Raw genomic sequence first — 25,547 nt, 5'->3', positions numbered from 1 at the left:
GCGTTGGCCTGGCGGGCGCACGGCCACCAACAGCGCTCTTTAGTCGGCAGCGCCTTCCTCGTTCTGGCGGGCACGCTCGGCGGCCTGCTTGACCAGCGGCTCGAGTTCGCCGTTGTTGTGCATCTCGACGACGATGTCGCAGCCGCCGACCAGCTCGCCTTCCACCCACAGCTGCGGGAAGGTCGGCCAGTTGGCCACCTTGGGCAGCTCCGCGCGGATGTCGGGGTTGTCCAGCACATTGACGAAGGCAAAGCGCTCGCCACAGGCCATCAGCGCCTGCACGGTCTGGGCGGAGAAGCCGCACTGCGGCAGCTGCGGAGACCCCTTCATGTAGATCAGGATAGGATTTTCGCTGATCTGGCGCTGAATATTCTCGACGGTGGTACTCATCACGGCTCCTCGTTGAAACGGGCTTGGCTTGCTCGCCCTTGCTAAGTGACGCAGACCGGGACAATGGGGGCATCCCGCCCCATTTTCAATGCAGCCCCGGCGGACTACCTCGCAGGAGGCAATACCCGATGGCCACACTCGGCCTTTGCATGGCCGCATTGTACGGCCCGGCGGCGCGTTGCGCATCCCCTCGGGGCTGGCTAGGATGGTCGTTTTTTACCTCGTTGGAGAGATGCCATGGCCACCCGCCACTTCCTGACCCTACTGGACCTGAGCCAGGATGAACTGCGCTACCTCATCCAGCGCGCCATCACCATCAAGAACGGCCTCAAGGCCCACGGCCCGACCTACACACCGTTCACCAACCGCACCCTGGCGATGATCTTCGAGAAATCCTCGACCCGTACCCGGGTGTCCTTCGAGACCGCCATGGCGCAGTTTGGCGGGCACGCCCTGTTTCTGTCACCGCGCGACACCCAGCTTGGGCGCGGCGAGCCCATCGGTGACACCGCACGGGTACTCTCGGAGATGGTCGATGCGGTGATGATCCGCACCTTTTCCCACCAGGGTCTCGAGGAATTCGCCGCCGCCAGTGACGTGCCGGTGATCAACGCCCTGACCGACGACTACCATCCGTGCCAGCTGCTGGCCGATGTCATGACCTGGACCGAGCTGCGCGGCAGCGTCAAGGGCCGCACCGCGGTGTGGATCGGCGACGGCAACAACATGTGCCACTCCTGGATCAACGCCGCGCGCCAGTTCGACTTCAAGCTGCGTATCTGCTGCCCCGAGGGCTACGACCCCCGCGAGGATATCCTGGCCGCCGCCGGTGATCGGGTGGTGATCGAGCGCGACCCGATGACCGCCGTGGCCGGCGCCGACCTCGTCACCACCGACGTCTGGGCCTCCATGGGCCAGGAGGAAGAGCAGGCTCGTCGCGAGGCGGACTTTGCCGGCTTCCAGGTCACCGAAGCGATGCTCGACGCCGCCGCCAAGGACGTGCTGTTCCTGCATTGCCTGCCGGCCCACCGCGGTGAGGAGATCAGCGAGACCCTGCTCGACGATCCCCGCGCGGTCGTCTGGCAGGAAGCCGGCAACCGCCTGCACGCCCAGAAGGCGCTGCTGGAGTTCTTGATGCTGGGTCAGGTCAACGGCTGAGATCCTGGTCGACGTACTTATAGACTTTGGTCTAATTCGACGATTGTCGTATACTGGTCCCATCTTCTTATTCGGGATGGGACCATGGCCCTCACCGCTGATCACAACGACACCGCCCAGCGCATCGACCTCACCGCCTTCATCGAGGACCTCTACCGCGATGGCGAGGTGCTGGAGGCGATCACCCAGCCCAGTCGCGGACTCAGCGCCGAGCGGCTCGATTCCCTGACCCGCTCACGGTCCCAGGCCTCGCGTCTGCGCCGCCTATTGCGCCAGGCGCTGGTGGCCCACAATAGCCAGGGGCGGCTGGTGCTCACCACCACCGGACGTGAACTGGCCTTTGATCTCTATGGTGTCGGCGCCGCCGACCTTCACGCCAGCGCCTGAGGTCTCCTGAGGTCTAAAGCGAGCGAGCGACCGACGGTGCTGTCTGGGTGTCGCCAGCCATCAACAGCCAGGCGATAAATAGCAAGGCGATAAATAGCCCGGCGGTCTCCTGACACCGGCCAGATATGCCAAGGGCGCCCAGCGGGCGCCCTTGGTGCTTCTGCTATCGGCTCTTGGGCGTATCGGCTCTTGCCACTATTCGTTTTTACCAGTAGCGGTTCTTGCCAATATCCGTTGTTACCCTTGGCCTTTTCCAGCGGCGGTCGTTGTTACCTATTCCAGCGGCGGTCGTTGTTACCTACGGACTATGCAAACAGCAGTCTGCCGCTTGGCTGCCCGCCACTGCGTCGCCGGTGAAGGCCCCCTAAAGGCCCTCTCGATCAGGCCGCCGCGTCGGTACCTGCAGCCCCCTTCGTCCAGGCGTGGCGCTTGAAGGCGTCGTCGATGGGCGTGTCCGCCAGGTGGTTCACGTAGTTCGACAGAATCTTCTGGCTCACCCCCAGCACGATATCCAGCAGCTGCTGCCGGCTGAAACCCGCCTCGAGGAAGTGCTCCACCACGGCCGGATCCGGACGTCCGCGATCACGCACGATGGCCAGCGTGGTCTGGCGCAGCAGTTCCAGACGAGCGTCTTCCAGCGGCTTCTGGTCGCGCAGCGCCTGGGTGATGGCGGGGTCCACCTTCATCATGCCGGCCACCGCCGTGTGCACGGCCACACAGTACTCGCAATCATGCTCGACGTTGATCGCCTGCCATACCACCGTCTGCTCGGCGGCATCGAAGCTCGAGGCGAGAAACAGCTCATGCAGTCGCTGGTAGGCCTCCAGCACGCCCGGCGCTTCGGCCATCACGCTATACAGGGCCGGAATCATGCCCATCTCCTTCTGCGCCTTCTCGAGCAGGGGGCGGCTTTTTTCGGGGGCGCTGGACAGATCGTGCTGAGTAAAGTCGGTCATGGGTCTCTATTCCAATACAGAGGTGAAGGGATACGTCGATGAACGTGCTACTTGGTGGCGCTCGTTGCCGAATCCTTTCCCCGCACTCTCCCTACCCTCCTCATCACGCCTGTTCTGGCACAGACTGGCAGCGACACCAAGGATGTCGCATGGCGTCAACGAAACGACGCTTGGTGCCAAGTGACAGGCCATCATCTTCGCCACACTGCGGCCATTCACGACGAGGAGAGCATCATGAACCGCAACGTCATTCTGACCTGCGCCGTGACCGGCGCCGGCGACACCACCGCCAAGAGCGACAAGGTACCGGTCACCCCCGAGCAGATCGCCAACGACTGCATCGAGGCCGCCAAGGCCGGCGCCAGCATCGCCCACATCCACGTGCGCGACCCCGAGACCGGTGGCGTCAGCCACTCGCTGGATCACTTCCGCGAGGTGATGGAGCGGGTGCGCGAGGCCGACACCGACATCGTCATGAACATCACCGCCGGCGGTGGCGGGGACTGGATTCCGGACAGCCAGGATCCGACCCGTGGCGGCCCCGGCACCGACATCCAGACCCCGGCCCAGCGCCATGAGCCGGTGGGCGAGCTGCTGCCTGAGCTGTGCACCCTGGACTGCGGCAGCCTCAACTTTGGCGACATGATCTACGTCAACTCCGCCGACTGGCTGCGTGAACACGCCCGCCTGGTGCAGGCCGCCGGGGTCAAGCCGGAGCTCGAGTGCTTCGACCTGGGCCATGTATGGTTCGCCCGCCAGCTCCAGGCCGAAGGCCTGATCGACGGTGACCCGCTCTACCAGCTGTGCCTGGGCATCCCCTGGGGCGCCGAGGCCGACACCGAGACCATGCTGGCCATGCGCAACAAACTGCCGACCAACGCCAACTGGGCGGCCTTCGGCATCGGTCGCCACCAGATGCCCATGGCCGCCCAGGCGGTACTGCTCGGCGGCCACGCCCGCGTCGGCCTCGAGGACAACCTCTACCTGGAAAAGGGCGTACTGGCCTCCAACGCCCAGCTGGTCGAGAAGGCCGGTCGGATGATCAACCACCTTGGCGCCAACGTGATGACCCCGGCCGAAACCCGCAAGTTCCTCAAGCTGCGCGACCCGTCCACCGGTCAGATCGCCGGCGACAGCGCTGGAGGTGATGCATGAAACAGCTATCCGTCATCGGTACCGGCGTCATCGGCAACGGCTGGATCGCTCGAGCCCTGGCCAACGGCTGGCGTGTTGCCGCCTTTGACCCCGACCCCAAGGCCGAGGCACGCACCCGTGCCTTCGTCGACAATGCCTGGCCGTCACTGGAAAAACGGGGCCTGGCCGAGGGCGCAAGCCCCGACAACCTGCGCTTTGCGACGTCGCTGGAAGCCGCGGTGGACGGCGCCGACCTGATCCAGGAAAACGTGCCCGAGCGCCTCGAGCTCAAGCGCAGCATCCTGGCCCAGATCGACGCCGCGGCGCCGCCTGAGGTGCTGATCGGCTCCTCGACCTCGGGCTTCAAGCCCAGCGACCTGCAACAGGGCTGTCAGCACGCGCCCGGCCGGGTCATCGTCGCCCACCCCTTCAACCCGGTGTATCTGCTGCCGCTGGTCGAGCTGGTCGGCGGCGAGGCCACCCAGGCCGAGCACACCGAGCGGGCCCAGGCGCTGTACCAGGCACTCGACATGCGCCCGCTGGTGGTGCGTCGCGAGATCGAAGGGCATATCGCCGATCGCCTGATGGAGGCGCTGTGGCGGGAGTCCCTGCACCTGGTCAACGACGGTGTCGCCAGCACCGAAGAGATCGACGCCGCCGTGGTCTACGGCTGCGGCCTGCGCTGGTCACTGATGGGCACCTTCCTGACCTTCCATCTGGCCGGCGGCGATCAGGGCATGCGCCACATGCTGGAACAGTTCGGCCCCGCCCTGAAACTGCCCTGGACCAAGCTCGAGGCCCCGGAGCTGACCGACGAGCTGATCGATCGGGTGGTCGAGGGCTGCGAGCACCAGGCCGCGGGTCGCAGCGTGTCCGAGCTGGATCGCCGTCGTGACGACTTTCTGGTCGAGCTGCTCGGGCTGGTCCAGAAGTACTGGCCGGAGGCGGAAGGCCTCGAGGGGCGCATCTGATGGCGCTGCTCGACACCGACGTCAAGCCTGACTGGGTCGACTACAACGGCCATATGAACGACGCCGAGTACGCCAGGGTGTTTTCCCTGGCGGTCGACACCCTGATGGAGCGCATCGGCCTCGACGAGGCCGGGCGCCACCGGCACGGCTACACCCTCTACACCCTGGAGACCCATCTGCGCTACCTGCGCGAGGCCCACCAGGGGCAGCCCCTTCAGGTCGAGGTCGCGCTGGTCGATCGTGACGCCAAGCGCCTGCATCTGTGGTTCGAGCTGTACAGCGGCGAACAGCTGCTGGCCACCAGCGAACAGATGTTGATGGGCATCGACCTCGACAGCGGGCGCCCGGGACCTTTCCCCGAGGCGGTGGACACCGCCATCGCTGCGCTGCCGGTCATCTCATCGCCCGCTCCCGAGGGACTCGGGCGGCGTATCGGCATCGTCCGACGCTGACGGCGCCATCAGCGCAGATTCGGCCAGGGAACACCAGACCATGACCATCGATGACTTCGCCGAACGTTTCCAGGCCGGGCTCGACGCCATGGCGACGATGCCGATGAACCAGGCGAGGCGCCACTACGACGAGCTCTGCGCCAGCTTCGCCGGCCCCGTACCGGCCACGATCGCAGTTACCGACGAGGTCATCGACGGCGTCGGCGTGCGCCGCTATCGGCCGCACCTCGGCGCCGACGGCGTCGTGCTCTACGCCCACGGTGGCGGCTTCACCATCGGTTCGGTAGAGAGCCACCAGGGTGTCGCCGCCGGTCTTGCCCAGGCCCTCGGGCGAGAGGTGGTCAGCCTGAACTACCGGCTGATGCCCGAGGCGAGCTATCTCGCGCTGCTCGACGACGTCGAGGTGGTCCGTCAGCGGCTTGCGCCGGTTGCCCTGATCGGCGACAGCGCCGGTGCCCGGCTGGTGCTGGACGCCGCCAGGCGTGCTGCCGATGACAGCCCCCTGGGCCTGGTCTACCCGCTGCTCGGCACGCCAAGCGACACAAGCCTCGGGCCGGACGCGCCGCTGCTCAGCCGTCAGGACGTGTTGGCAGCCTGGTCAATGATCGCCGAACAGGCTCGCCGGATCGGCGACGACCTGCCCGCCAGCCGGGCCATCGAGTGCCTGGCCGTGGAGCATGACCCGCTGACGCCCCCTCTACTGGCAACACTGGATGAATGGCGCCGCTGCCACCACCAGGTCGGTGTGCATATGGCCGAGGGCATGTTGCACGGCGCCCTGCACGCGCGCTCGTCACTGCCTGCCATGGAGGCTGCCTGGCGAGCATTCTGCCGTGCGCTTGCCGCACATCTTGACTAGAGTCTTTTCTCTAAACGCCTTGTTTTTCAAGTGCTTGAATCGACTATCCAGCACATTTTCGTCGCCTTTACCCTGCCCAACCGAGGACACCGCCGACCGCCCGCCCCTCCAAAACGACAACGAGACGCCAATGAACCAGAACATCACCACTTCGGTCGCCACCGTGGCCACCGTCATCGCCCTGATCTCCTTTGCCGCCCTCGCCCCAGGCCCCTTCCAGACGCTGCTTGACGCCATCAAGGTCAACGTCATCGGCAACTTCGGTTTCATCTTCACCTACCCGGCCTTCGCCGCCTCCATCGTCTTTACCGTGCTGATGTTCACTCCCCTGGGGCGGCTCAGGTTCGGCCAGGGAGATCCCGAGTTTTCCACCCTGGCCTGGCTCGGCATGCTGTTCGCCACCGGCATGGGCATCGGCCTGGTGACCTGGGGCGTGCTGGAACCGCGCTACCACGTCGATGCCGGCCACAGCACCGACCAGGCCCTGCTGTACGCCTTCAACCACTGGGGCCTGCTGGCCTGGGCCGGCTATCTGGCGATCGGCGTGATCTTCGCTCACGCCATGTACAACCTGAACATCGACAAGCCCGCCGAGACGCTGCTTGGTGGCGGCTTTCTCAGCAAGCTCAACCTGGTCAGCCTGGTGGTGTCTACCGTCATCGGCCTGTCGCTGACCTTCTCCTACGCCACCGATCCGCTCAAACAGAGCCTCGAGCAGTTTTTCGGCATCGACGCCAGCCCCACCCTGATCATCCTGGTGCTGTCGCTGTTCGCGATCGCCTCCAGCGCCTCGGGTCTCCAGCGTGGCATCAAGTGGCTGAGCAACTACAACACGCTGTTCGCCCTGTTTCTGATGGTCAGCGTCTTCGTACTGACCTCACCGCTGGACATCCTCGGCACCTTCACCCGACTGTTGCCGGAATACCTGGTGAAGTACCCGGCGATGGCGACCGATATCGGCCTCGGCGATCCCGAGCACAAGGCCTGGCTGGCGGACTGGCTGTACGCCTTCGAGGCCGCCTGGTACGGCTGGTTTGTGTTCACCGGCGTATTCATCGCGCGTATCTCGAAGGGCCGCACCCTGCGCCAGCTGGTACTGGGGGTGATGCTGGTGCCGAGTCTGTTCTCCTGCCTGTGGTTTACCACCTTCGGCCTCGGCGGACTCGAGACCGGCTCCGAGGACGTCTTCGCCCTGATGGCGACCCTCGACAGCCATGGCGTGCTGTCGGCCGTCCTGGCGCTCAACATCCTGCTGTTCTTCGTCACCAGCGCCGACTCGGCGGGACTGGTCTGCGAGATGCTGACGGTGCGCCGCTCACGAGCCTTCTGGATCGTTGCCATGGCCGCCCTGGCGGTGGTGATCAACTGGCTGGAAGGCGACATCTTCAAGGTCATTCTGACCCTGATCTCGGTCGCCGCCGTGCCTGTCGCCTTCGGAATCTTCGCCCTGGTCGCCGCCTTCCTGGTGCGCATCCGAGGCAGACACGATGATCTGAGCGACAGGCAGGGCCAGGACTCCTGAGCCGCATTGTCGAGTGCCACCCCAACGACCAACGCAGACAGGGCCTGTAAACAGGCCCTGTCTGCGTCATGACCAGGTGTGGTTGGCGGACTTACGTCCAGGGGCCAGCGTCGGCAGACGCCGGCCCCTTCACGCTAGCTCTGGGATGCTAGCTCAAGGGCAGTTCCATCAGAACTTGCCCAATTCGGCCTCCAGCGGGAACATCGCCGCCGACAGCTCGCCTACCGTCATCACCGGAGACTCCGGCGCCTTGGCCGTCGGCCAGGCCTCGAGCAGCCCGTCGTAGCCCTCGACCAGGGCATCGTAGGCACCCGCCTGACGGAACATGTCGGCGTGGCGCTCCAGCGACTCCCGGGCGGTCAGCACAAAGCCACGCCCGTCCTGATACTCGACCACGTTCTTGAACTCGCCGTCATCCACGGCTTCTTCGTACTCGTGCAGCGCGGTCTTCAACAGCGCCAGCTGGACCTTGGCCTGAAAGCCCGCATCCTGCTCGAGGCCATCGTCGACGTCGGCCATGGCCGAGAGGATGGTCTCGCGAAGCGATGCGTAATCCTGTTCGACCTCGCTCCAGTCACCGCCCTGCTGCACCTTGCCGGAGAAGGCTTCCAGCTCAGTATCGAAAGCGTCAATGCCACGGCTTTCCAGCGCCGGCGCGATGCCGGGGTACACCTCGTGGTAGGGATGACCAAAGTGGGGGTAGGACGCGGTCTTGGCCCCCTCGGTGTAGAGCTCCTTGGCGACCTCAAGGTGGCCGAGCATCAGCGCGAGCTCAGTGGTGTAGACGCCAGGGTTGGCCGCGTCGACGTGGCCACCTTCGCCGCCTTCGCCACCTTCACCGCCTTCACCGCCTTCGCCGCCTTCACCACCTTCGCCGCCTTCACCGCCTTCGCCGCCTTCACCACCTTCGCCGCCTTCGCCACCTTCACCACCGGAAGACGCCGTCAGATAGGCAAAGACCGCATAGGGATCGCTGGCGAGGGAGGCACTTTCACCGCCTTCGCCGCCTTCGCCGCCGTGGCCGTGCTCGCCACCTTCACCACCGTGGCCAGATTCACCACCTTCGCCACCTTCACCACCGTGGCCAGATTCACCACCTTCGCCACCTTCACCACCGTGGCCGTGCTCGCCGCCTTCGCCGCCGTGGCCGTTCTCGCCACCTTCGCCACCTTCACCGCCGTGGCCCTTCTCGCCACCTTCGCCACCTTCACCGCCGTGGCCGTGCTCGCCACCTTCACCGCCTTCACCACCGTGGCCGGCTTCGCCACCTTCACCGCCTTCGCCGCCTTCACCACCGTGGCCATGCTCGCCGCCTTCACCACCGTGGCCCTTCTCGCCACCTTCACCACCGTGGCCGGCTTCGCCACCTTCGCCACCTTCACCGCCGTGGCTCTGTTCGTAGGCAGCGTCGTCCTTATGCATATCGTCGCCATCGCCGTGATGGTCGGCCCAGGCGGCGCTGGATCCGAGCAGTATGCTGGCGCCAACGCCAATCCACAGCTTGGTACGAGTCTCTTGCGTCATGGGGTGCTCCTTCCTTCTACGTCTACTTGGGGCCAATTTCTTGTTCAGGGCTCGCGCTCGATGGAACCAGGGTCCACTTGCCGCAACCCCATGTCCGATCTGGCAATGTCTGCGCCAGTCAAACCATCAGGTGCCTGCCCACTAGACTGGCGTGTCACGAAGTGTAATGCAAACGATTAACAGTCGGGTATACTGACGGCCATTTGCGGGAGCCTCCGATGATTCTGTGTATCGACAAGGTGCTGACCGACGACCAGCTCCAGCGTATTCGCCAGACACTGGACGCCAGCGACTTTCGTGACGGACGGGAGACCGCCGGCTGGCATGCGCGCACGGTCAAGCGCAACCAGCAGGCGAGCAGCCAGGAGCCCGCCATCGCCGCCCTGCGTGACGAGGTCATGCAGACCCTGTCCGCACACACCCTGTTCCAGATCGCCGCGCGCCCGCGCCGAATGAAGCCGGTCATGTTCAGTCGCTACCAGCAAGGCATGACCTACGGCAATCACGTCGACGACGCGGTGATGCCCACCCCCCAGGGGCCGATGCGCACCGACCTGTCCTTCACCATCTTCCTTGGGGATCCGGACAGCTACGAGGGCGGAGAGCTGGTCACCGAGACCACCCAGGGCGAACAGCGCTTCAAGCTGCCGGCGGGTTCGATGATCCTGTACCCGTCCTCGACGCTGCATCGCGTCGACCCGGTCACCCAGGGGCAGCGACTGGCCGCGGTGGGCTGGCTGCAGAGCCAGGTACGCCAGCCTGAACAGCGTGAAGTGCTGTTCGACCTCGACACCACTCGCCGCCAGATCTTCGAGCGCGACGGCAAGACCGCCGAGTTCGACAGCATCTCCAAGAGCCTGGCCAATCTGCTGCGGATGTGGGCCGAGATCTGACCTGAGGCCCGGTCAGCCGTGGTGTCGAAAGGCCTGCGGCGCCGTTCCGAACGCCCTGCGGAAGGCGCGACTAAAACTCGACGCCGAGCCAAATCCACAGCTGAGCCCGATCGCCAGCACATCGAGGTCGGTATCCTTGAGCAATTGGGCGGCACGTTTGAGGCGCAGCGACAGGTAGTAGGCACTGGGAGAGGTGCCCAGCACATCGGCAAACAAGCGCTGTAGCTGGCGACTCGACACGCGGCTGCGGCGTGCGATCTCGGCCAACGGCAGGGGCGTTTCCAGGTGCGACTCCATCAGCGCTACCGCATCGACCAGCCGCGGCTGGTGGGTGCCAAGACGCCTGACCAGGCTCATTCGCTGCTGGTCGGTGCGCGAGCGCAGGCGGTCGTGAATCAATTGTTCGGACACGTCCACCGCCAGCGCCATACCGTGGCGACGGGCGATCATCTCCAGGGTCATGTCCATGGCCGCCGCGCCGCCGGCACAGAAGAAGCGCCGCTCCTCCAGCAGGAACAGCTCGTCGCAGGTGCGAATCGAGGGATAGCGTTCGTTGAAGGTGGGCAGCGTCTCCCAGTGCAGGGTCACCGTATGCCCCCTGAGCAAGCCGGCCTCCGCCAGCACCACCGCGCCGGTGTCCAGCGCGCCGATGCAGCAGCCCCCCTGGTCGAGCCGGTTGAGCCAGGCGCTGAGCCCGTGGCCGATCCACAATTCCGGATCGAAGCCGCTGCATACCGCCAGCCACGGCAGATTGCGGACGTCTTCCATGGGGTGGTCCACCAGCAGGGTCATGCCGTTGCTTGCGGTCACCGGCCCTCCGCCCAGCCCGATCAGCGTCCAGTCATAAAGAGCGCGACCGGCGATACGGTTAGCGATGCGCAGCGGCTCCACCGCCGAGAAAAACGCCATCATCGAGAACTGCGGCAGCAGCAGAAAACCCAGCCGCTGTTCGGCCTGCTCGATTTCACCGGCGCTCGCCTCCAGGCGTTGACCACTGAGCTCTACCATCGCTGTCCGCCTCCTTACCGACGCCCGTGACTGCGGCGCAGCATAGCATGAGGGCATCGACGATAACGTCCAAAGGCTGAGTAGAGTGGGGCCGCGCCTCCTGGCTGGCCGTGTCTCGCCTGCGCCCTGAGTTGAGAGCAGCGTACGAGGGTGGCACCCTTGCAGCGCGGTGCGGACCGAGCCGATCGTGAATCCGCTGCCGCTGGTGCGCCGATACCCGAACCACCGATCCTGGCGCGGCCAGCGCCGTCCCGCCCCCGCCATCCATGAGGCCACCATGCGTCTGACCTACCAGGGCCCTGTCCCGGAACCCATCGGCTTTCTGCTGCTGCCGCGTTTCTCCATGGTGGCGCTGTTCTCGGCCATCGACCCCTTGCGAATCGCCAATCGTCTGGCCGGACAGCCGCTGTTTCGCTGGCACCTGATCAGCCGCGACGGCGAGCCGGTCACCGCCAGCAACGGCATTCCCCTGAGCGTCGAGCATGACCTGGACAATGCCCCCTGGCTCCCTAGTCTGGCGGTGTGCGCAAGCTTCGAGCCGATGGCCGCAGTGGACCAGCCGCTCAAAGACTGGCTGACGCTGCGCCGGGTTCAGGGCGCCTGTCTGGGGGCGCTGGACACCGGTGTCTTCTGCCTGGCCGACGCCGGGCTGATCGAGGACACCGTGACCCTGCACTGGGAAAGCCTGCCCGAGTTTCGCCGTCGCCATCCCGACATCGAAGCGGTGGAGTCGCTCTACGAGGTCGGCCCGGTCGGCTTCTACGGCGCCGGCGCCAGCGCCTCCATTGACCTTGCGCTGGATACCATCCGCCGCCGCCACGGCGATGCCCTGACCCGGCGGGTCAAGCAGCAACTGGTGCACGACCATCGTCGCCTGCCGGCCAGTCGCCAGCGTGACGCCAGCGAATTCGAGCGGCTGCCCGAACGCCTGACCAGGGTCATCGGCCTGATGGACAGCCACCTGGAGTCCCCCTTGGCCATCGCCGAACTGGCCGCCCAGATCGGCCTGTCGGAGCGTCAGCTCGAGCGCGACTGTCAGCACCACCTGGCCCGTACCCCGAGCCGGCTGTATCTGGAGCGCCGCCTGGCGCTGGCCCACCATCTGGTGACCAGCACTCGTCACGGCGTCATGGACATCGCCCTGGCCAGCGGCTTCGCCTCCGCCTCGAGCTTCACCCGCGCCTTTCGCCAGCACCACGGCGCCAGCCCCCGGGAGCTAAGACGACGCCTCCTTTAACACTGGCCCACCAACTTCTGTCTACTACACGCCACGGCGCCAGCCCCCCGGGAGCCAAGACGACGCCTCCTTTGACACGGGCCACCATCTGTCGCCCTGTTCGCCCTGGCCAGTTGGCATACCTGGCGTGCCCTGAATGTCGGCTTCTGCACGATACCTGTCGATTTATGCACGACTTCGGTGCTGCCTGACAGGCAAGCTGGTCCCCACTTGAGCGCCAGCCGGCGCTGCCATCCATGACGCACAGCACGGGCGCTGTCATCCATGACGCACCACGCGCCCGTCCCAGCTTCGACGGAGTCCCGATGAACCAGCCACAGCACACCAGCGAACACCAGCAGTCCGCGTCGGTCGATCTACCGCGCACCCCGGACTATGACGCCTGGCCCATCGAGGTGCCCATCGCAAGCGTAGCCTCGACGCCAAGGGTGCTGACCGTGAACTGGCAGGACGGCCGTGTCAGCCGCTATCACAGCGTCTGGCTGCGCGAAAACGCCGCCGACGACAGCACCATCAATCCGGCGACAAGGGAGCGCATCCTCGATCTGTCGAGCCTGGACGCCTGGCCGGAAATTGCCCAAGCGACGCTGGACGCCAGCGGCGCCGTCGAACTGCTGATGACGCCGGAACAGCGCAGCCTGCGCTTTCACCCCGGCTGGTTGAGAGCCCACGACTACGACAACACCGAGGATCCGCTGGCGCCGCTGGTACCGGTCGAGACCTGGCTCGGCGGCCAGGACAAGGAACCGGTCACCCTGGACGCCGGCGGCTGGACCGCGACGCAGACCGACAGCCCCGAAGAAGAGACGATCCTGGCGCCGGCGCTTGACGCGCTGCTGCGCCATGGCCTCGTGCGGCTGCGCGGCCTGCCCACCGAGCCCGGCACCCTGGAGAACATCGCCGAGCGCTTCGGGCCGTTGCGGGCCACCAACTTCGGCACCCTGTTCAACGTTCGCGCCAAGCCGGACCCGGACTCCAACGCCTACACCTCGATTGCCCTTCCGCCCCACGTGGACCTGCCGACCCGCGAGTACCATCCCGGTCTCCAGTTCCTGCACTGTCTCGAGAACAGCGTGGCCGGCGGCCAGGCGGTAATGCTCGATGGTTTCGCGGTGGCCGAGGCACTGCGCGAGGAAGACCCCGAGGCCTTCGCTACCCTGACTCGCGTCCACTGGCGCTACGCCAATACCGCCAAGACCACCGACTACGTCTGGCACTCGCCGATGATCGTGCTCGATGAACAGCAGCAACTGCTCGAGGTGCGCATCGCCGACTTTCTGCGCGGCCCGCTGATGACCGATTTCGACCAGGTCGAGGAGGCCTACCGGGCACTGATGGCGCTCCAGCAGCGCCTGCGCGAGCCCCGCTTCGCCCTGCGCTTCACCTACGCCCCCGGCGACCTGGTGATCTTCGACAATCGCCGCCTGTTGCACGCTCGTGACGCCTTTGAAGGCGACTCCGGCCACCGCTGGCTGCAGGGCTGCTACCTCGAGCGCGATGAGGTGCGCTCGCGCTATCGCATCGTCCAGCGCCGTCGCCGCGAGCGGGAACTGGGCGAGGCCGGACAGGCCTAGCGGCGAGGCAAGGCCACCGGCTAGCCTTCCGCCGACGCCGGTGGCCGCAGCCCACGCCGGGCGGTCACGCTCGGCGCCTCGCCAAAGCGCTTGCGGTAGGCTCTGGAGAAGTGCGCCAGGTGGCTGAAGCCCACCGCCACCGCGGCCTCGGTCACCGCAATGCGACTGTCGGCCAGAATGCGCTGGGCCTGGTCCAGCCGCATGTTCAGATAGCACTGCTTGGGCGTCTCGCCGAACTCCTGCACGAATAGCCGGGTCAACTGGCGCTGGGACAGGCCCGCCAGACGACAGACGTCGGGAATCGGCAGCGCCTGGGCGAGATTGGCCTCCATTACCGCCAGTGCGCGCAGCACCCCACGCGGCAGCTCCCTGGGCGAAGCCCGATCCGCTACCCAGCCGGTGCTGGCCCCAGCCCTCCCTGCTGCTTGCTGCGCTGTTGCGGCTCCCCTCGCCTCCGCAGGCCGCGAATGCACGATCTGTCGCCCCACCGCCTCGGCCAGCGAAGGACCATAAAGGGTCACGATCCACTCGAGCATCATGTCGATGCTGGCGGCGCCGCCGGAGCCGGTGAGACGTCCGCCTTCCCAGACGTAGCTGTCCGCTCGCACTTCCAGCTCAGGGAACTCCTCGCGAAAGGCCGGCACGCTTTCCCAGTGCAGCGCCACCGGATAGCCCTCCAGTACGCCCGCCCTGGCCAGGATAAAGGGTGCGGTGTCCACCCCCCCAAGCCAGACGCCATGGGCCGCCAGTCGCTTGAGCAGCGCCAGATCCTCGGCACCGATACAGGCTTCCGGCTCATAGGACGACACCACCATCAGACGCCCCTTGGACGCCAGCCCCTGGTACCAGTCGGCCTCGGTAACCTCCGACAGACGTCCATCGACATCGATGCGTACGCCATTGCTGGCCGTCACCGCCTCGCCATCGGCGGACAGCAGGCGCCAGGCAAACAGATCCCGACCAAAACGGTTGGCCACCCGAAGCGGCTCGAGCAGGCAGAACAGCGTCAGCATCGAAAACTTGGGCACCAGCCACACGTCCAGGGTGTGTTCGGCCTGGTCGGGCGACAACAGCGGCGGCGAGTCCGGACGCGGATAGGGATGGCTGTCGGGCCAGCGGGCCTCGCTGTCTGCCGGGCGGTTGGCACGGCGGTTGGCGTGGCTGTTGGCGTGGCTTTCTGTGTCACTGTGCAAGTGGTGATCAACGTCCGACATGGGGCGAATTTTATCAAGGCTATGGCGAATTTGATCAAATTGTATCCCAAATAGCACAGTAACCTGTAGCCCAGACAGCGACGCCAGGTGTCGAACCGCCCTTCCTCGACCTGGTGAGCCTTTTACAACGCCAGACCGATCGAATCCGGAGAGAGCCTCGACGATGACCCAGCAGACGCCCCCGCAACTGACCGATGACGGCCGCCAACTGGCGCTGACCCTTGGTGAAGGGCATCACCGTCTTGATGCCCTGTGGCTGCGCGAACGCCTGCCCGATGCCGAAACCCTGGACCCCCAGACCGGGCAGCGTCTGATCGAGGCCGCCGAACTACCGCTGGATCTGATCCTCACCCAGGCAGACGTCCAGGATGGGCGGCTGGTCGTGGCCTTCTCCGATGGCCATCGAGGCAGCATCACGATCGACGAACTCGTGGATGCCGTGCGCTGCCAGCGCTCGGACGACAACGCCTCACGGGTGTACTGGGACTCGACGCTCGCCACACCCCCGCAGGCCAGCTTCAAGCAAGCACTGGAAAGCGATCCGGCGCTGCTCGATCTGCTCGACCAGCTGCATCGCTTCGGTTTCGTGCGCGTCACGGACGTACCTGTCAGCGAAGACGGCATGCAGCCGTTGATCGACCGTATCGGCCCGCTGCGCCGGACCAACTGGGGCGGCATCGCCGACGTCAAGTCGGTGGCCAACGCCTACGATCTGACCATGACCCAGCGCGGCCTCGAGCCCCACACCGACAACCCCTATCGCGATCCGATCCCCGGTTACATCTGGCTGCACTGTCTGACCAACGCCGCCGATGGTGGCGACAGCACCCTGGTGGACGGCTTCGAGGCCGCTCGACGCCTGCGTCTGCAGGATCCCGACGCCTTCGCCTGCCTGACTGAAGTGACCCCGCGCTTTCGCTACCACGACGAGACCACCCGTCTAGAGAGCGAAGGTCCGCTGATCGAGCTCGACGCCCGGGGCGAGGTGACGCGGGTACGCTACTCCAACCGCACCGAGCGTATCGACCTGATGGACAGCGCCCTGCTGCGCCGCTACTACGCCGCCCGCAAGGCCTTCTACCAACTGATTCGCTCGTCCGAGCTCACCCTCGAACTCAAGCTGTCCCCTGGCGAGATGCTGATCATGGACAACTACCGCCTGCTGCACGGGCGTACCGCCTTTCAGCTCGAAGGCGGCGTACGCCACCTGCGCCAGGGCTACGTGGACCGTGACAGCACCGCCAGTCGACGCCTGTTGCTGAAGGATCGGCTCAAGCCCGCACACGACTCGGAAGCCGGTACCGCCGACAACCTCCCACGAACCACCCAGGGGGCCAGCGTATGAGCACCAGCGATCTCGCACTGACCCAGGCCCGCTTCGCGCGCTTTGACCAGAGCACCGCCGACGAGTGGCGCCTGATCGACCGGCACTTTCGTGCCTACCAGAGCGACGCCTGCCGTCGTGTGCTCGCCCACCTGGAGCGACTCAAGGGCGACACCCACGGCTATCCGGTGGACCGCTACGAGCACTGTCTGCAGACCGCCACCCGCGCGCTGCGTGACGGCGCCGATGAAGAGACCGTGGTCTGTGCCCTGCTCCACGACATCGGCGACGACCTGGCCCCGGCCAATCACGCCGAGATCGCCGCCGCCATCCTCGAGCCTTTCGTCGACCCGCTCAATGTCTGGATGATCCGTCACCACGAGCTGTTTCAGGGCTACCACTACCGCCACTTCTTCGGCCAGGATCGCCACGCCCGTGAGGCCTATCGCGACCACCCGGCCTACGCCCGCACGGTGCGCTTCTGCGACGACTGGGACCAGACCAGCTTCGACCCCGACTACGACACCCTGCCACTGGACGCCTTCCTGCCGATGATCGAAAACGTCATGGGCCGCGAACCCTTCGGCGGCCTGCCGAGCGTGGTGGAGGACAGCGACTCGAGCCCCGAGCCCCAGGCGAATGCCCAGGAGGCCTGCCGATGACCACCTGCGCCCAGCGCCTGATCGAGCTGCTCGAGGCCCAGGGAATCGACACCGTCTTCGGCATTCCCGGCGTGCACACCGTCGAGCTGTACCGGGGCCTTGAGCATTCGCGACTTCGCCACGTCACGCCACGCCACGAACAGGGCGCCGGTTTCATGGCCGACGGCTACGCCCGGGCCAGCGGGCGACCCGCCGCCTGCTTCATCATCACGGGCCCGGGCATGACCAATATCGCCACCGCCATGGGCCAGGCGCTGGCCGATTCGGTGCCGATGCTGGTGATTTCCAGCGTCAATACCGTGTCGACGCTTGGGCGCGGCCAGGGCCGTCTCCACGAGATGCCCCATCAGGGCCAGACCCTGGCCGGGGTGGCGCGCTTCAGCCATACCCTGCTCGATCCCGAGGCGCTGCCCGAAGTGCTGGCCCGCGCCTTCGCCGTGTTCCAGGGCGCACGCCCGGGGCCGGTGCATATCGAGATCCCCATCGATCTGTTCGCCGCCCCGGTCAAGGCACCGATGCCTGCGGCGATGCGCGTCTTTCCCCCGGCGCCAGCGCCCCAGGCCGTCGCGGCCGCCAGCCGACTGCTGGGCGAGGCACAGCGCCCGCTGGTACTGGTGGGAGGTGGCGCCTGCGCCGCCGCCACCAGCGTCACCGCCCTGGTCGAACACCTGGACGCCCCCACCCTGACCACCATCAATGCCCGCGGGCTGCTCGGTGCCGACCATCCGCTGGACCTGGGCGCCACCGCCAGCCTGCCGGCGACACGCCGACTGGCCCGGCAGGCCGACGTCATCCTGGCCCTTGGCACCGAACTCGGCGAAACCGACTACGACCTGGTGTTCGACGACAGTTTCAAGCTCGAGGGCAGCCTGATCCGGGTCGATCTGGACGCCGAGCAGCTGGCGCGCAGTCACATCGCCGACCTGGCCCTGGTGGCCGATATCGGGCTGACCGCCGAGGCCCTGCTGGTCGCACTGGAACGCGGCGAAGATGAAGGCCGGCCGCAACGAGAGGTCGGTCGCGAGCGCTGCGAGCGCGTGCGCCACGAGCTGGCCCTCGCCGATGACCCGGAGCTCGCGCGGTATCGGCCGCTGTTTGCCACCCTCGACGAGGTGCTGCCCGAGGCGATCATCGTCGGCGACTCCACCGGCCCGGTGTACGCCGGCAACGTGGTGGCCAGGCGCCCGGCGCCACGTCGCTGGTTCAACGCCGCCACCGGCTTCGGCACCCTGGGCTACGGCCTGCCTGCGGCCCTGGGCGCGGGGCTGGCACGACCGGATCTGCCGGTGGTGGCGCTGGTCGGCGACGGCGGCCTGCAGTTCGTGCTGGGAGAGCTAGCCACCGCCCGGGATATCGCCCTGGAGGCCGACCGCGCTCGCGCCGAGCAGGGGGCAATCGACCGTGATTCGAGCGATGCGGCCTGCGCCGACACCGCCCTGGCAAGGCCCTTGGCGATCCTGATCTGGAACAACGACGGCTACGACGAGATACGCCGTTACATGAGCGCCGACGGTGTGGCTCACGTGGGTGTCGATCTGGCGCCTCCGAACTTCGCTGCTCTCGCCCAGGCCTTCGACTGCCGCTATCGTCAGGCCGCCAGCGCCGACGACCTGGCGTCGGCGCTTTCAAGCCTGAATGATGCCGGTTCACCGCTGATCGTCGAGATCGACGCCCTGGCCTGGTGTCGCCAGCTCGAACACTGAGGCAGGACGCCGGCACCGAGCGGATCGACGGCGTCCCGACCATGCATCACTTATGCATCCATAAAATAACGAAGGAGTTCCCCGTGACTCGATGTTTCTCGCACAAGCCCCGTTCCATCGCCCTGGCAGCCGCGCTCGGCCTTGCCGCCGCCTCCGCCCAGGCCGCTGACCGCGACGATGAGCTGAGCCTGGTCGTCCCGCCCTGGCCCGGGGTCACCGTCAAGAGCGAGATCCTGGCGCAGCTCGTCGCGCCCCTGGGCTACCAGGTCGAACGCCAGGAGCTCAGCTCCACGGTGGGCTACAAGACCCTGACCACCGGCGACAGCGACGCCTTTCTGGCCGGCTGGCTGCCGGCCCAGCAGGAAAGCTACGACGCCGCCATGGCGGCGGACGCCATCGTCGATCTAGGCAACAACGTGACCGGCGCGCGCATGGGATTCGCCGTGCCCGGCTACGTGGCCGAGGCCGGTATCACCGACGCTTCCCAGTTGGGCGAGGCGCAGAACGCCGAGCGTTTCGAGCACACCTTCTACTCGATCGAAAGCGGCTCCACCGTGACCGACTTCATCCACGCCGCCATCGACAGCGACACCCACGGGCTCGGTGACTGGGAGGTCATGTCCTCCTCGACCCCGGGAATGCTGAGTGAGGTCAAGGCGGCGGTGAACGAACAACGCTGGATCGTCTTCTACGGCTGGACGCCTCACTGGATGATCCCCGAGTACGACGTGCACATTCTCGACGACAGCGAAGGCGTGTTCGGCCCCGACAACGGCCGCAGCGACGTCAAGACCATCGTCGCCAGCGAGTTCGCCGAGGCCAATCCCAACCTGACCCGACTGCTCGACCAGTTCGTGTTCAGCGCGCATGAGCAGAGCGAGTTCATCAAGGCCTTCAGCCTCGAGGAGCGTGACCTCGATGAGGTCGCCCGAGAGTGGCTCGAGCAGCATCCCGACAAGCGCGCTGCCTTCCTCGAAGGCGTCACCACCCGCGACGGCGATGACGCCCTGGCCGCCCTGGAGGCGAGCCTGTGAGCGAAGACAGCCGCCAGCAGCGCATCCGCCGCGACCTGGCCGCCGCCTACCGGCTGATGGCCATGGATGGCATGGATGACGGCATCTCGACCCATATCTCGGCACGAGTCGCCCCGGGGCGTTTCCTGCTCAATGCCTTCGGTCTGCGCTTCGAGGAGGTCACCGCCGACTCTCTGGTGACTGTCGACGAGCACGGCCAGGTGCTCGACGATCCCACCGGCCTCGGCATCAACCCGGCCGGCTTTACCATCCACAGCGCCATCCACGCGGCGCGTCCCGACGCCCACTGTGTACTGCACTCCCACAGCGTTGCCGGGGTCGCCGTGTCCTGCCTCGAGCAGGGCCTCGCACCGCTGAACCAGTGGGCGATGCAGTTCTATCGGCGCATCGGCTATCACGACTACGAGGGCATCGCCCTCGACCTGGACGAGCGCGAACGGCTGGTGCGTGACCTCGGCGAGCACATGAGCATGATCCTGCGCCAGCACGGCCTGCTGGTGGTCGGCGAAAGCGTCGGCGACGCCTTTCTGCGCATGCGCGACCTGGAGCGCTCCTGCCAGGCCCAGCTCGCGGCCCAGGCCACCGGGGCGGCGCTGGTCAGCGCCAGTCCTGAGCTTTGCGAAAAGGTCGCCCGCCAGTACGACGACTGGGCCGCGAGCCCCCAGGGCACCGAGCTTGCCTGGCGGGCGGAACTGCGCCGCCTCGGCATCGATGCTCCCGCCGCTTCCGACAACAAGGACCCTTCACCATGAAAGTCTCCGCCCTGACCCAACGCATCGCCGGCGAAGGCGCCGCGGCCTGGGACATCCATGTGCGTGCGCTGAAGCGCCAGGCCAGCGGTGAAGACATCACCGTACTGTCGGTGGGCGATCCCGACTTCACCACCCCCGCCCCGATCATCGAGGCGGCCAAGCAAAGCCTCGACCGCGGCGCGACCCACTATGCCGACGTCCAGGGCAAGGGTGAACTGCGCGAAGCCATCAGCCGCCACTATCGTCGCCATCAGGGTGTCGAGGTCTCCCCCGAGCGGCTGATCGTGATGGCCGGCGCCCAGTGCGGGCTCTACGCCACCGCCCAGTGCCTGCTCGATCCAGGCGACGAGGTGATCGTGCCGGAGCCAAGCTACGTCACCTACGAGGCGGTGATCCAGTCGACCGGTGCACGACTGGCCCGAGTGCCGCTGCGGCCAGAGGCCGGCTTTCGACTCGACGTGGCCGATATCGCCGCCGCGATCACCGACAACACCCGGGCGATCCTGCTCAACAGCCCCCACAACCCCACCGGCCAGTCGATGACCCGGCAGCAGTGGGAGCAGATCGCCGAGCTGTGTCACCGCCATGACCTCTGGCTGATCTCCGACGAGGTCTACGCCGAGCTGATCTTCGAGGGCGAGCACCACAGCCCGCTGGCGCTGCCCGACATGGCCAATCGCAGCGTGGTGATCTCTAGCCTGTCCAAGTCCCACGCCATGACCGGCTGGCGGCTGGGCTGGGTGGTCGCGCCCGAGGCGCTGATCGAGCACCTGGACAATCTGGCGCTGTGCATGCTGTACGGCTGCCCGGACTTTATCCAGGACGCGGCGATCACCGCGCTCGACAGCGACCTCCCCGAGCTTGCCACCATGCACGCCGCCTACCGCGAGCGCCGCGACAGCGTCTGCCGCGCCCTCGACGGCGCCGACTCGGTCAAGGCGATCTGCCCGGACGCCGGCATGTTCGTGATGGTCGACATCCGCGCCACTGGTCTGTCATCGGCCGAGTTCGCCGATGGCCTGCTCGACGAATGCGGCATCTCGGTGCTGTCCGGCGAGGCCTTCGGCCCCTCGGCGGCTGGCTTTGTGAGGCTGAGCCTGACCCAGCCCCCGGAGCGCCTGAGTCGCGCCGCAACACGGCTTCGTGAGTTTGCCGATGCCTGTCTTGTCACCAGCCCCTGAGTCGCCTATGCCACCATCCGTCACCACCAGCGACGACTTGAGCCCGACCTCCCCCGTGGTCGAGGCTCGTCACCTCGTTAAGCGCTACGGGGACACCAGCGTGCTGCGCGACGTCTCCCTGAGCGTCGCCGAAGGCACTGTGACCACCATCATCGGCGCCAGTGGCTCCGGCAAGAGCACCCTGCTGCGCTGCATGAACCTGCTGGAGCGGCCCCAGCAGGGCAGCCTGTCCATCGCCGATGAACGCATCCGCTTCACCGAGCAGGGCCCCCGCAGCAGCCACACCGACATGCCGCTCAGTCGCCATCAACTGCAACGCCTGCGCGGCAAGGTCTCCATGGTATTCCAGCAGTTCAACCTCTGGCCGCACCTGACCGTGCTCGGCAACGTCAGCGAGGCCCCGGTGCGGGTCAAGGGAATCTCACGCAGGAAGGCCAACGCCCTGGCCGCCCACTATCTGGAGCGCGTCGGCATGGCCGAGCGCGCCGACGCCTACCCGGCGTTTCTCTCCGGTGGCCAGCAGCAGCGTGTGGCCATCGCCCGAGCGCTGGCCATGGAGCCCGAGATCCTGCTGTTCGATGAGCCTACCTCGGCGCTGGACCCGGAAAGGGTCAACGAGGTGCTGGGGGTCATCCGCGGCCTGGCCGACGAGGGGCGCACCATGCTGATGGTGACCCACGAGATGGCCTTCGCCCGGGAGGTATCCGACCAGATCGTGTTCCTCGACCGCGGCGTCGTCGGCGAAGCCGGCCCCCCCGAGCGCATCTTCGAACACAGCGACAACGAACGCTGCCGGCGCTTCATCGCCCCCGCAGCTTGACTGCCAGTCACACAACAACCAGGAGTTCCCATGACCGTATCCCATTCCCTGCGCCCGTCAGCCGACCTCGCTCGTCGCCTTGCCCTGGGCGTCGCGCTCGCCACGACCCTCGGCGCCGCCACCATCGGCAGCGCCCATGCGACCGACCAGGCAGCCAACCAGGACGCTGGCGAGCCCCTCAAGATCGGCATCTCCGCCGAACCCTATCCGCCCTTCACCTACACCTCCTCCGACGGTGACTGGACCGGTTTCGAGGTGGAACTGGCATCGGCCATCTGCGACCAGATGGGCCGTGAGTGCGAGATCACCCCGACCGGCTGGAGCGGTATCATCCCCTCGCTCAAGGCCGGACGCATCGACATGATCATGAACTCCATGTCGATCACCGAGAAGCGCCTGCGAGTCATCGACTTCAGCTCGCCCTACTACTTCACGCCCGGTGCCTACGTCGCCGCCCGCTCACTGGACATCGAGCCGCCCGAGGGCCTGGACGGCAAGGTGCTGGGGGTGCAGAGCGCCACCACCAACGCCACCTACGCCCGTCGCGCCCTGCGCGACAGCGGCGTCGACATCCGTCTGTACGACCAAGCCGAACAGGTCAATCGCGACCTGCTCTCCGGCCGCCTGGACCTGATCCTGGCCGACGAGATCGCCATGACCGAGCTGGTCGAACGCGATGAAGCCGCCGACTTCGAGATCAAGGCCACGGCGCCGCACCACGAGGCCTACGGTGAAGGCGTCGGCATCGGCCTGCGCCAGGAGGACGACGCCCTGACCGAGGACGTCAACGCCGCCATCGAGGCGGTCAATCAGCAGGGCATCTGCAGCGAGCTGTCCGAGCGCTACTTCGGCACCGACGTCTGCGTGGGCTAGGGCCTGTACGAAAATGTCTGCGCTCGTGTGAACGACGCTTCTGCCTGAGGCCGGGGCCTGGGCGAACGCCGGCAACAGCCGCCGGATGCGCACCAGGCCCCCTGCCATCGCGACTTTCACCCACGACGAGAATGCCCCATGAACAACGCTTCTCAGGAGGGGCTGGCCGACTGGGCCGGACCGATCCTCGACGGCGCCCTCACCACCCTGCAGATCGCCTGCCTGGCCTACGCCATCGGCGTGCTTCTTGGCTTTGTCGGAGCCGCCTGCCGGCTGTCTCGACACGCCTGGCTGCGCGGAATCGGCGGCGCTTATTCCACCGGCGTGCGTGCGGTGCCGGAGCTTTTGCTGATCATCCTGCTTTACTACGCCGGCTCCCAGGCCCTGACCGCTGTGACCAACGCCCTGGGCCTGCCCGGACAGGTCGCCATCAACGGCTTCGTCACCGCCGTGGGGGTGCTGGCCTTCGTCCAGGGCGCCTACATGACAGAGGTGTTCCGCGGCGCCATCTCCGCCATCCCCAAGGGCCAGCTCGAGGCCGCCGACGCCTTCGGCTTTTCCCCCTGGGCACGCTTTCTCCACATCACCCTGCCGGCGATGCTGCCCAACGCCCTGCCAGGGATGTCGAACCTCTGGCTGATCCTGATCAAGGACACCGCCCTGATCAGCGTGATCGGCTACAGCGAACTGTTCTTCACCATCCAACAGGCCGCCGCCAGCACCCGTGCGCATTTTCTGTTCTACGCCGCCGCCGGTGTGCTCTATCTGATGATGACGCTGTCGTCCAACCTGGTCTTCGCGCTGATCGAGCGCCGGGTCAGGCGTGGACAGCCCCAGAGCCGGGAGACCTGACATGGACTTCAGCTGGTTGAGCGACCCTTTCTATCAGGAATACCTCATCGAAGGCCTGATCAATACCCTGTGGCTGCTGCTGGTATCGGCCATCGCCGGCCTCACCCTGGCCGTCGGCATGGCCATGGCACGCATCAGGGGCCCCCGACCGCTGGCCTGGACGGCCACGGCGGTGACCTCGGTCATTCGCGGCACCCCATTGCTGGTGCAGCTGTTCTTCTTCTACTACGGCGTGGGTCGACTGCTGGAAGGCATCCCCGGCATCCAGGACAGCATCTTCTGGGGCTTGCTGCGCGACCCGTTCTTCTACGCCACCCTGACCTTCACCCTCTCGGTCGGCGCCTACAGCGGCGAGATCCTGCGCGGCGCCCTGCTCAGCGTACCGCCAGGCGAGCGCGAGGCCGGGCGGGCCTTCGGCCTCAGTCCGTTCCAGGTATTCTGGCGTCTGTGGCTACCCCGCGCGGTACAGTTGTGTCTGCCCACCCTCTCCGGCGAGATGATCCTGCTGCTGAAGTCGATCCCGCTGGTCTCGACCATCGCCATGATGGATCTGCTCCAGGCGGCCAACATCATTCGCGACGAGACCTTCCTGACCTACGAACCGCTGCTGCTGATCGCCGCCGTCTATCTGTTGCTGACCATCGTGCTGACGCTGTGCCTGCGTCAGGTCGAGCACCACTTCCCGGGGGTACAACCGGTACGTCGCGCCTGGCGCCCCTTTGGACAACCTCGTCGGGTGTAAAGGCGCTTCGCCATCCGCACCGGCATCGACGCCCATGTCGATGTGACCTTCCCGCCTTTCCTGTGCCGGCAATGGACCACCATTTGCTGGCACACCTCTGTCGATGCCCCTCTACCAGATGCAGGCTCACGGTTGCCCGCCCCGCCAACCAGGTAATCGTCTTTGCGGGCCGCCTGTGATTTGCGTTGATTTTTGGTGCCAAAGCTTACTTTATATGCTGAAAAGTTATTTTCGCATCCACCCTACCTCGAAAAAGGTAGCCGCCAGCCCTCAGGTGAAGGGCCAGGTATCGGATCACTGTCCCCTACCATAGTCCTGCCCCCGA

25 protein-coding genes are annotated in these 25,547 nt (G+C 66.4%); 20 read left to right on the top strand and 5 right to left on the bottom strand.

Annotated features, from left to right (window positions below):
* Positions 1-39 precede the first annotated feature (39 nt).
* Positions 40-390, bottom strand: coding sequence for a Grx4 family monothiol glutaredoxin (gene grxD, locus NFI08_RS16890; protein ID WP_045994792.1), 351 nt, complete (start codon positions 388-390; stop codon positions 40-42).
* A 237-nt stretch (positions 391-627) separates the two neighbouring features.
* Between grxD and argF the strand changes: the two genes are divergently transcribed.
* Both argF and NFI08_RS16880 read left to right on the top strand, forming a co-directional pair.
* Positions 628-1,548 (top strand): ornithine carbamoyltransferase, encoded by a 921-nt coding sequence (gene argF, locus NFI08_RS16885; protein ID WP_045994793.1) that lies wholly within the window; start codon positions 628-630, stop codon positions 1,546-1,548.
* Between the two features lie 84 nt (positions 1,549-1,632).
* A complete protein-coding gene (locus NFI08_RS16880; RefSeq protein WP_045994794.1) occupies positions 1,633-1,935 on the top strand; it encodes a hypothetical protein in 303 nt (100 codons plus the stop codon).
* Between the two features lie 380 nt (positions 1,936-2,315).
* On the opposite strand, the gene NFI08_RS16875 is transcribed toward NFI08_RS16880, so the two are convergent.
* The gene (locus NFI08_RS16875) at positions 2,316-2,891 is read right to left on the bottom strand and encodes a carboxymuconolactone decarboxylase family protein (RefSeq protein WP_349590891.1); all 576 of its coding nucleotides are present in this window, start codon (positions 2,889-2,891) and stop codon (positions 2,316-2,318) included.
* A 234-nt stretch (positions 2,892-3,125) separates the two neighbouring features.
* Between NFI08_RS16875 and NFI08_RS16870 the strand changes: the two genes are divergently transcribed.
* From NFI08_RS16870 to NFI08_RS16850, 5 genes are all read left to right on the top strand, one after another.
* Positions 3,126-4,046 carry a beta-keto acid cleavage family enzyme gene (locus NFI08_RS16870; protein WP_108133355.1) on the top strand — a complete coding sequence of 307 codons (921 nt, stop codon included), beginning with the start codon at positions 3,126-3,128 and terminating at the stop codon, positions 4,044-4,046.
* Positions 4,043-4,996 (top strand): L-carnitine dehydrogenase, encoded by a 954-nt coding sequence (locus NFI08_RS16865; RefSeq protein ID WP_349590888.1) that lies wholly within the window; start codon positions 4,043-4,045, stop codon positions 4,994-4,996. The genes NFI08_RS16870 and NFI08_RS16865 overlap by 4 nt, the downstream gene beginning before the upstream one ends.
* Positions 4,996-5,448: a thioesterase family protein gene (locus tag NFI08_RS16860; protein ID WP_108133353.1), complete on the top strand. Its 453-nt coding sequence runs from the start codon at positions 4,996-4,998 to the stop codon at positions 5,446-5,448. Before NFI08_RS16865 ends, NFI08_RS16860 begins: the two co-directional genes overlap by 1 nt.
* A gap of 40 nt (positions 5,449-5,488) precedes the next feature.
* Positions 5,489-6,307: an alpha/beta hydrolase fold domain-containing protein gene (locus NFI08_RS16855; protein WP_108450127.1), complete on the top strand. Its 819-nt coding sequence runs from the start codon at positions 5,489-5,491 to the stop codon at positions 6,305-6,307.
* Positions 6,308-6,437: 130 nt separating this feature from the next.
* Positions 6,438-7,829, top strand: a complete 1,392-nt coding sequence (locus NFI08_RS16850) for a BCCT family transporter (protein ID WP_045994800.1) — start codon at positions 6,438-6,440, stop codon at positions 7,827-7,829.
* A 168-nt stretch (positions 7,830-7,997) separates the two neighbouring features.
* Here the strand turns inward: NFI08_RS16850 and NFI08_RS16845 are convergent, their stop codons facing one another.
* Positions 7,998-9,353: a 4-helix bundle domain-containing protein gene (locus NFI08_RS16845; RefSeq protein ID WP_349590883.1), complete on the bottom strand. Its 1,356-nt coding sequence runs from the start codon at positions 9,351-9,353 to the stop codon at positions 7,998-8,000.
* A gap of 218 nt (positions 9,354-9,571) precedes the next feature.
* On the opposite strand from NFI08_RS16845, the gene NFI08_RS16840 reads away from it, so the two are divergent.
* Positions 9,572-10,246: a Fe2+-dependent dioxygenase gene (locus NFI08_RS16840; protein ID WP_124804812.1), complete on the top strand. Its 675-nt coding sequence runs from the start codon at positions 9,572-9,574 to the stop codon at positions 10,244-10,246.
* A 12-nt stretch (positions 10,247-10,258) separates the two neighbouring features.
* On the opposite strand, the gene NFI08_RS16835 is transcribed toward NFI08_RS16840, so the two are convergent.
* Complete coding sequence (locus NFI08_RS16835; protein ID WP_045994548.1) at positions 10,259-11,254, bottom strand: GlxA family transcriptional regulator; 996 nt, start codon at positions 11,252-11,254, stop codon at positions 10,259-10,261.
* Positions 11,255-11,441: 187 nt separating this feature from the next.
* Here NFI08_RS16835 and NFI08_RS16830 point away from each other — a divergent pair, with 187 nt between their 5' ends.
* Positions 11,442-12,491: a GlxA family transcriptional regulator gene (locus tag NFI08_RS16830; protein WP_311767538.1), complete on the top strand. Its 1,050-nt coding sequence runs from the start codon at positions 11,442-11,444 to the stop codon at positions 12,489-12,491.
* Positions 12,492-12,796: 305 nt separating this feature from the next.
* Positions 12,797-14,065 carry a TauD/TfdA family dioxygenase gene (locus NFI08_RS16825; RefSeq protein WP_349590877.1) on the top strand — a complete coding sequence of 423 codons (1,269 nt, stop codon included), beginning with the start codon at positions 12,797-12,799 and terminating at the stop codon, positions 14,063-14,065.
* 20 nt (positions 14,066-14,085) lie between these two features.
* Here NFI08_RS16825 and NFI08_RS16820 read toward each other — a convergent pair whose 3' ends face one another.
* Positions 14,086-15,138, bottom strand: a complete 1,053-nt coding sequence (locus NFI08_RS16820; RefSeq protein WP_240184324.1) for a GlxA family transcriptional regulator — start codon at positions 15,136-15,138, stop codon at positions 14,086-14,088.
* A 304-nt stretch (positions 15,139-15,442) separates the two neighbouring features.
* Between NFI08_RS16820 and tmpA the strand changes: the two genes are divergently transcribed.
* The 10 genes from tmpA to NFI08_RS16770 all read left to right on the top strand — a co-directional run bounded on the left by tmpA (position 15,443) and on the right by NFI08_RS16770 (position 25,222).
* Positions 15,443-16,624 (top strand): 2-trimethylaminoethylphosphonate dioxygenase, encoded by a 1,182-nt coding sequence (gene tmpA / locus NFI08_RS16815; RefSeq protein WP_108450133.1) that lies wholly within the window; start codon positions 15,443-15,445, stop codon positions 16,622-16,624.
* A gap of 17 nt (positions 16,625-16,641) precedes the next feature.
* Positions 16,642-17,265 (top strand): HD domain-containing protein, encoded by a 624-nt coding sequence (locus NFI08_RS16810; RefSeq protein WP_348828127.1) that lies wholly within the window; start codon positions 16,642-16,644, stop codon positions 17,263-17,265.
* Positions 17,262-18,968 carry a 5-guanidino-2-oxopentanoate decarboxylase gene (locus tag NFI08_RS16805; RefSeq protein ID WP_349590872.1) on the top strand — a complete coding sequence of 569 codons (1,707 nt, stop codon included), beginning with the start codon at positions 17,262-17,264 and terminating at the stop codon, positions 18,966-18,968. Before NFI08_RS16810 ends, NFI08_RS16805 begins: the two co-directional genes overlap by 4 nt.
* A gap of 83 nt (positions 18,969-19,051) precedes the next feature.
* Positions 19,052-20,002 carry an ABC transporter substrate-binding protein gene (locus NFI08_RS16800; protein ID WP_052704501.1) on the top strand — a complete coding sequence of 317 codons (951 nt, stop codon included), beginning with the start codon at positions 19,052-19,054 and terminating at the stop codon, positions 20,000-20,002.
* Positions 19,999-20,754: a class II aldolase/adducin family protein gene (locus tag NFI08_RS16795; protein ID WP_222569465.1), complete on the top strand. Its 756-nt coding sequence runs from the start codon at positions 19,999-20,001 to the stop codon at positions 20,752-20,754. Before NFI08_RS16800 ends, NFI08_RS16795 begins: the two co-directional genes overlap by 4 nt.
* Positions 20,751-21,935 (top strand): pyridoxal phosphate-dependent aminotransferase, encoded by a 1,185-nt coding sequence (locus NFI08_RS16790; RefSeq protein ID WP_348826457.1) that lies wholly within the window; start codon positions 20,751-20,753, stop codon positions 21,933-21,935. The genes NFI08_RS16795 and NFI08_RS16790 overlap by 4 nt, the downstream gene beginning before the upstream one ends.
* 7 nt (positions 21,936-21,942) lie before the next feature.
* Positions 21,943-22,755 (top strand): amino acid ABC transporter ATP-binding protein, encoded by an 813-nt coding sequence (locus NFI08_RS16785; RefSeq protein ID WP_108133341.1) that lies wholly within the window; start codon positions 21,943-21,945, stop codon positions 22,753-22,755.
* Between the two features lie 30 nt (positions 22,756-22,785).
* A complete protein-coding gene (locus NFI08_RS16780) occupies positions 22,786-23,628 on the top strand; it encodes a transporter substrate-binding domain-containing protein (protein ID WP_348826458.1) in 843 nt (280 codons plus the stop codon).
* A gap of 138 nt (positions 23,629-23,766) precedes the next feature.
* Entirely contained in the window at positions 23,767-24,480 is a 714-nt protein-coding gene (locus NFI08_RS16775) for an ABC transporter permease (protein WP_348826459.1), read from the top strand.
* Between the two features lies 1 nt (position 24,481).
* On the top strand, positions 24,482-25,222 hold the full coding sequence (locus NFI08_RS16770; RefSeq protein ID WP_348826460.1) for an ABC transporter permease: 741 nt from the start codon (positions 24,482-24,484) through the stop codon (positions 25,220-25,222).
* The last annotated feature ends 325 nt before the right edge of the window (positions 25,223-25,547 follow it).

This window comes from Halomonas sp. EF61, from assembly GCF_040147045.1.
Classification (GTDB): Bacteria; Pseudomonadota; Gammaproteobacteria; order Pseudomonadales; family Halomonadaceae; genus Halomonas; species Halomonas litopenaei.
Note: the sequence above shows the minus strand (reverse complement) of the source record. Positions and strands in the feature narration are given on the sequence as shown.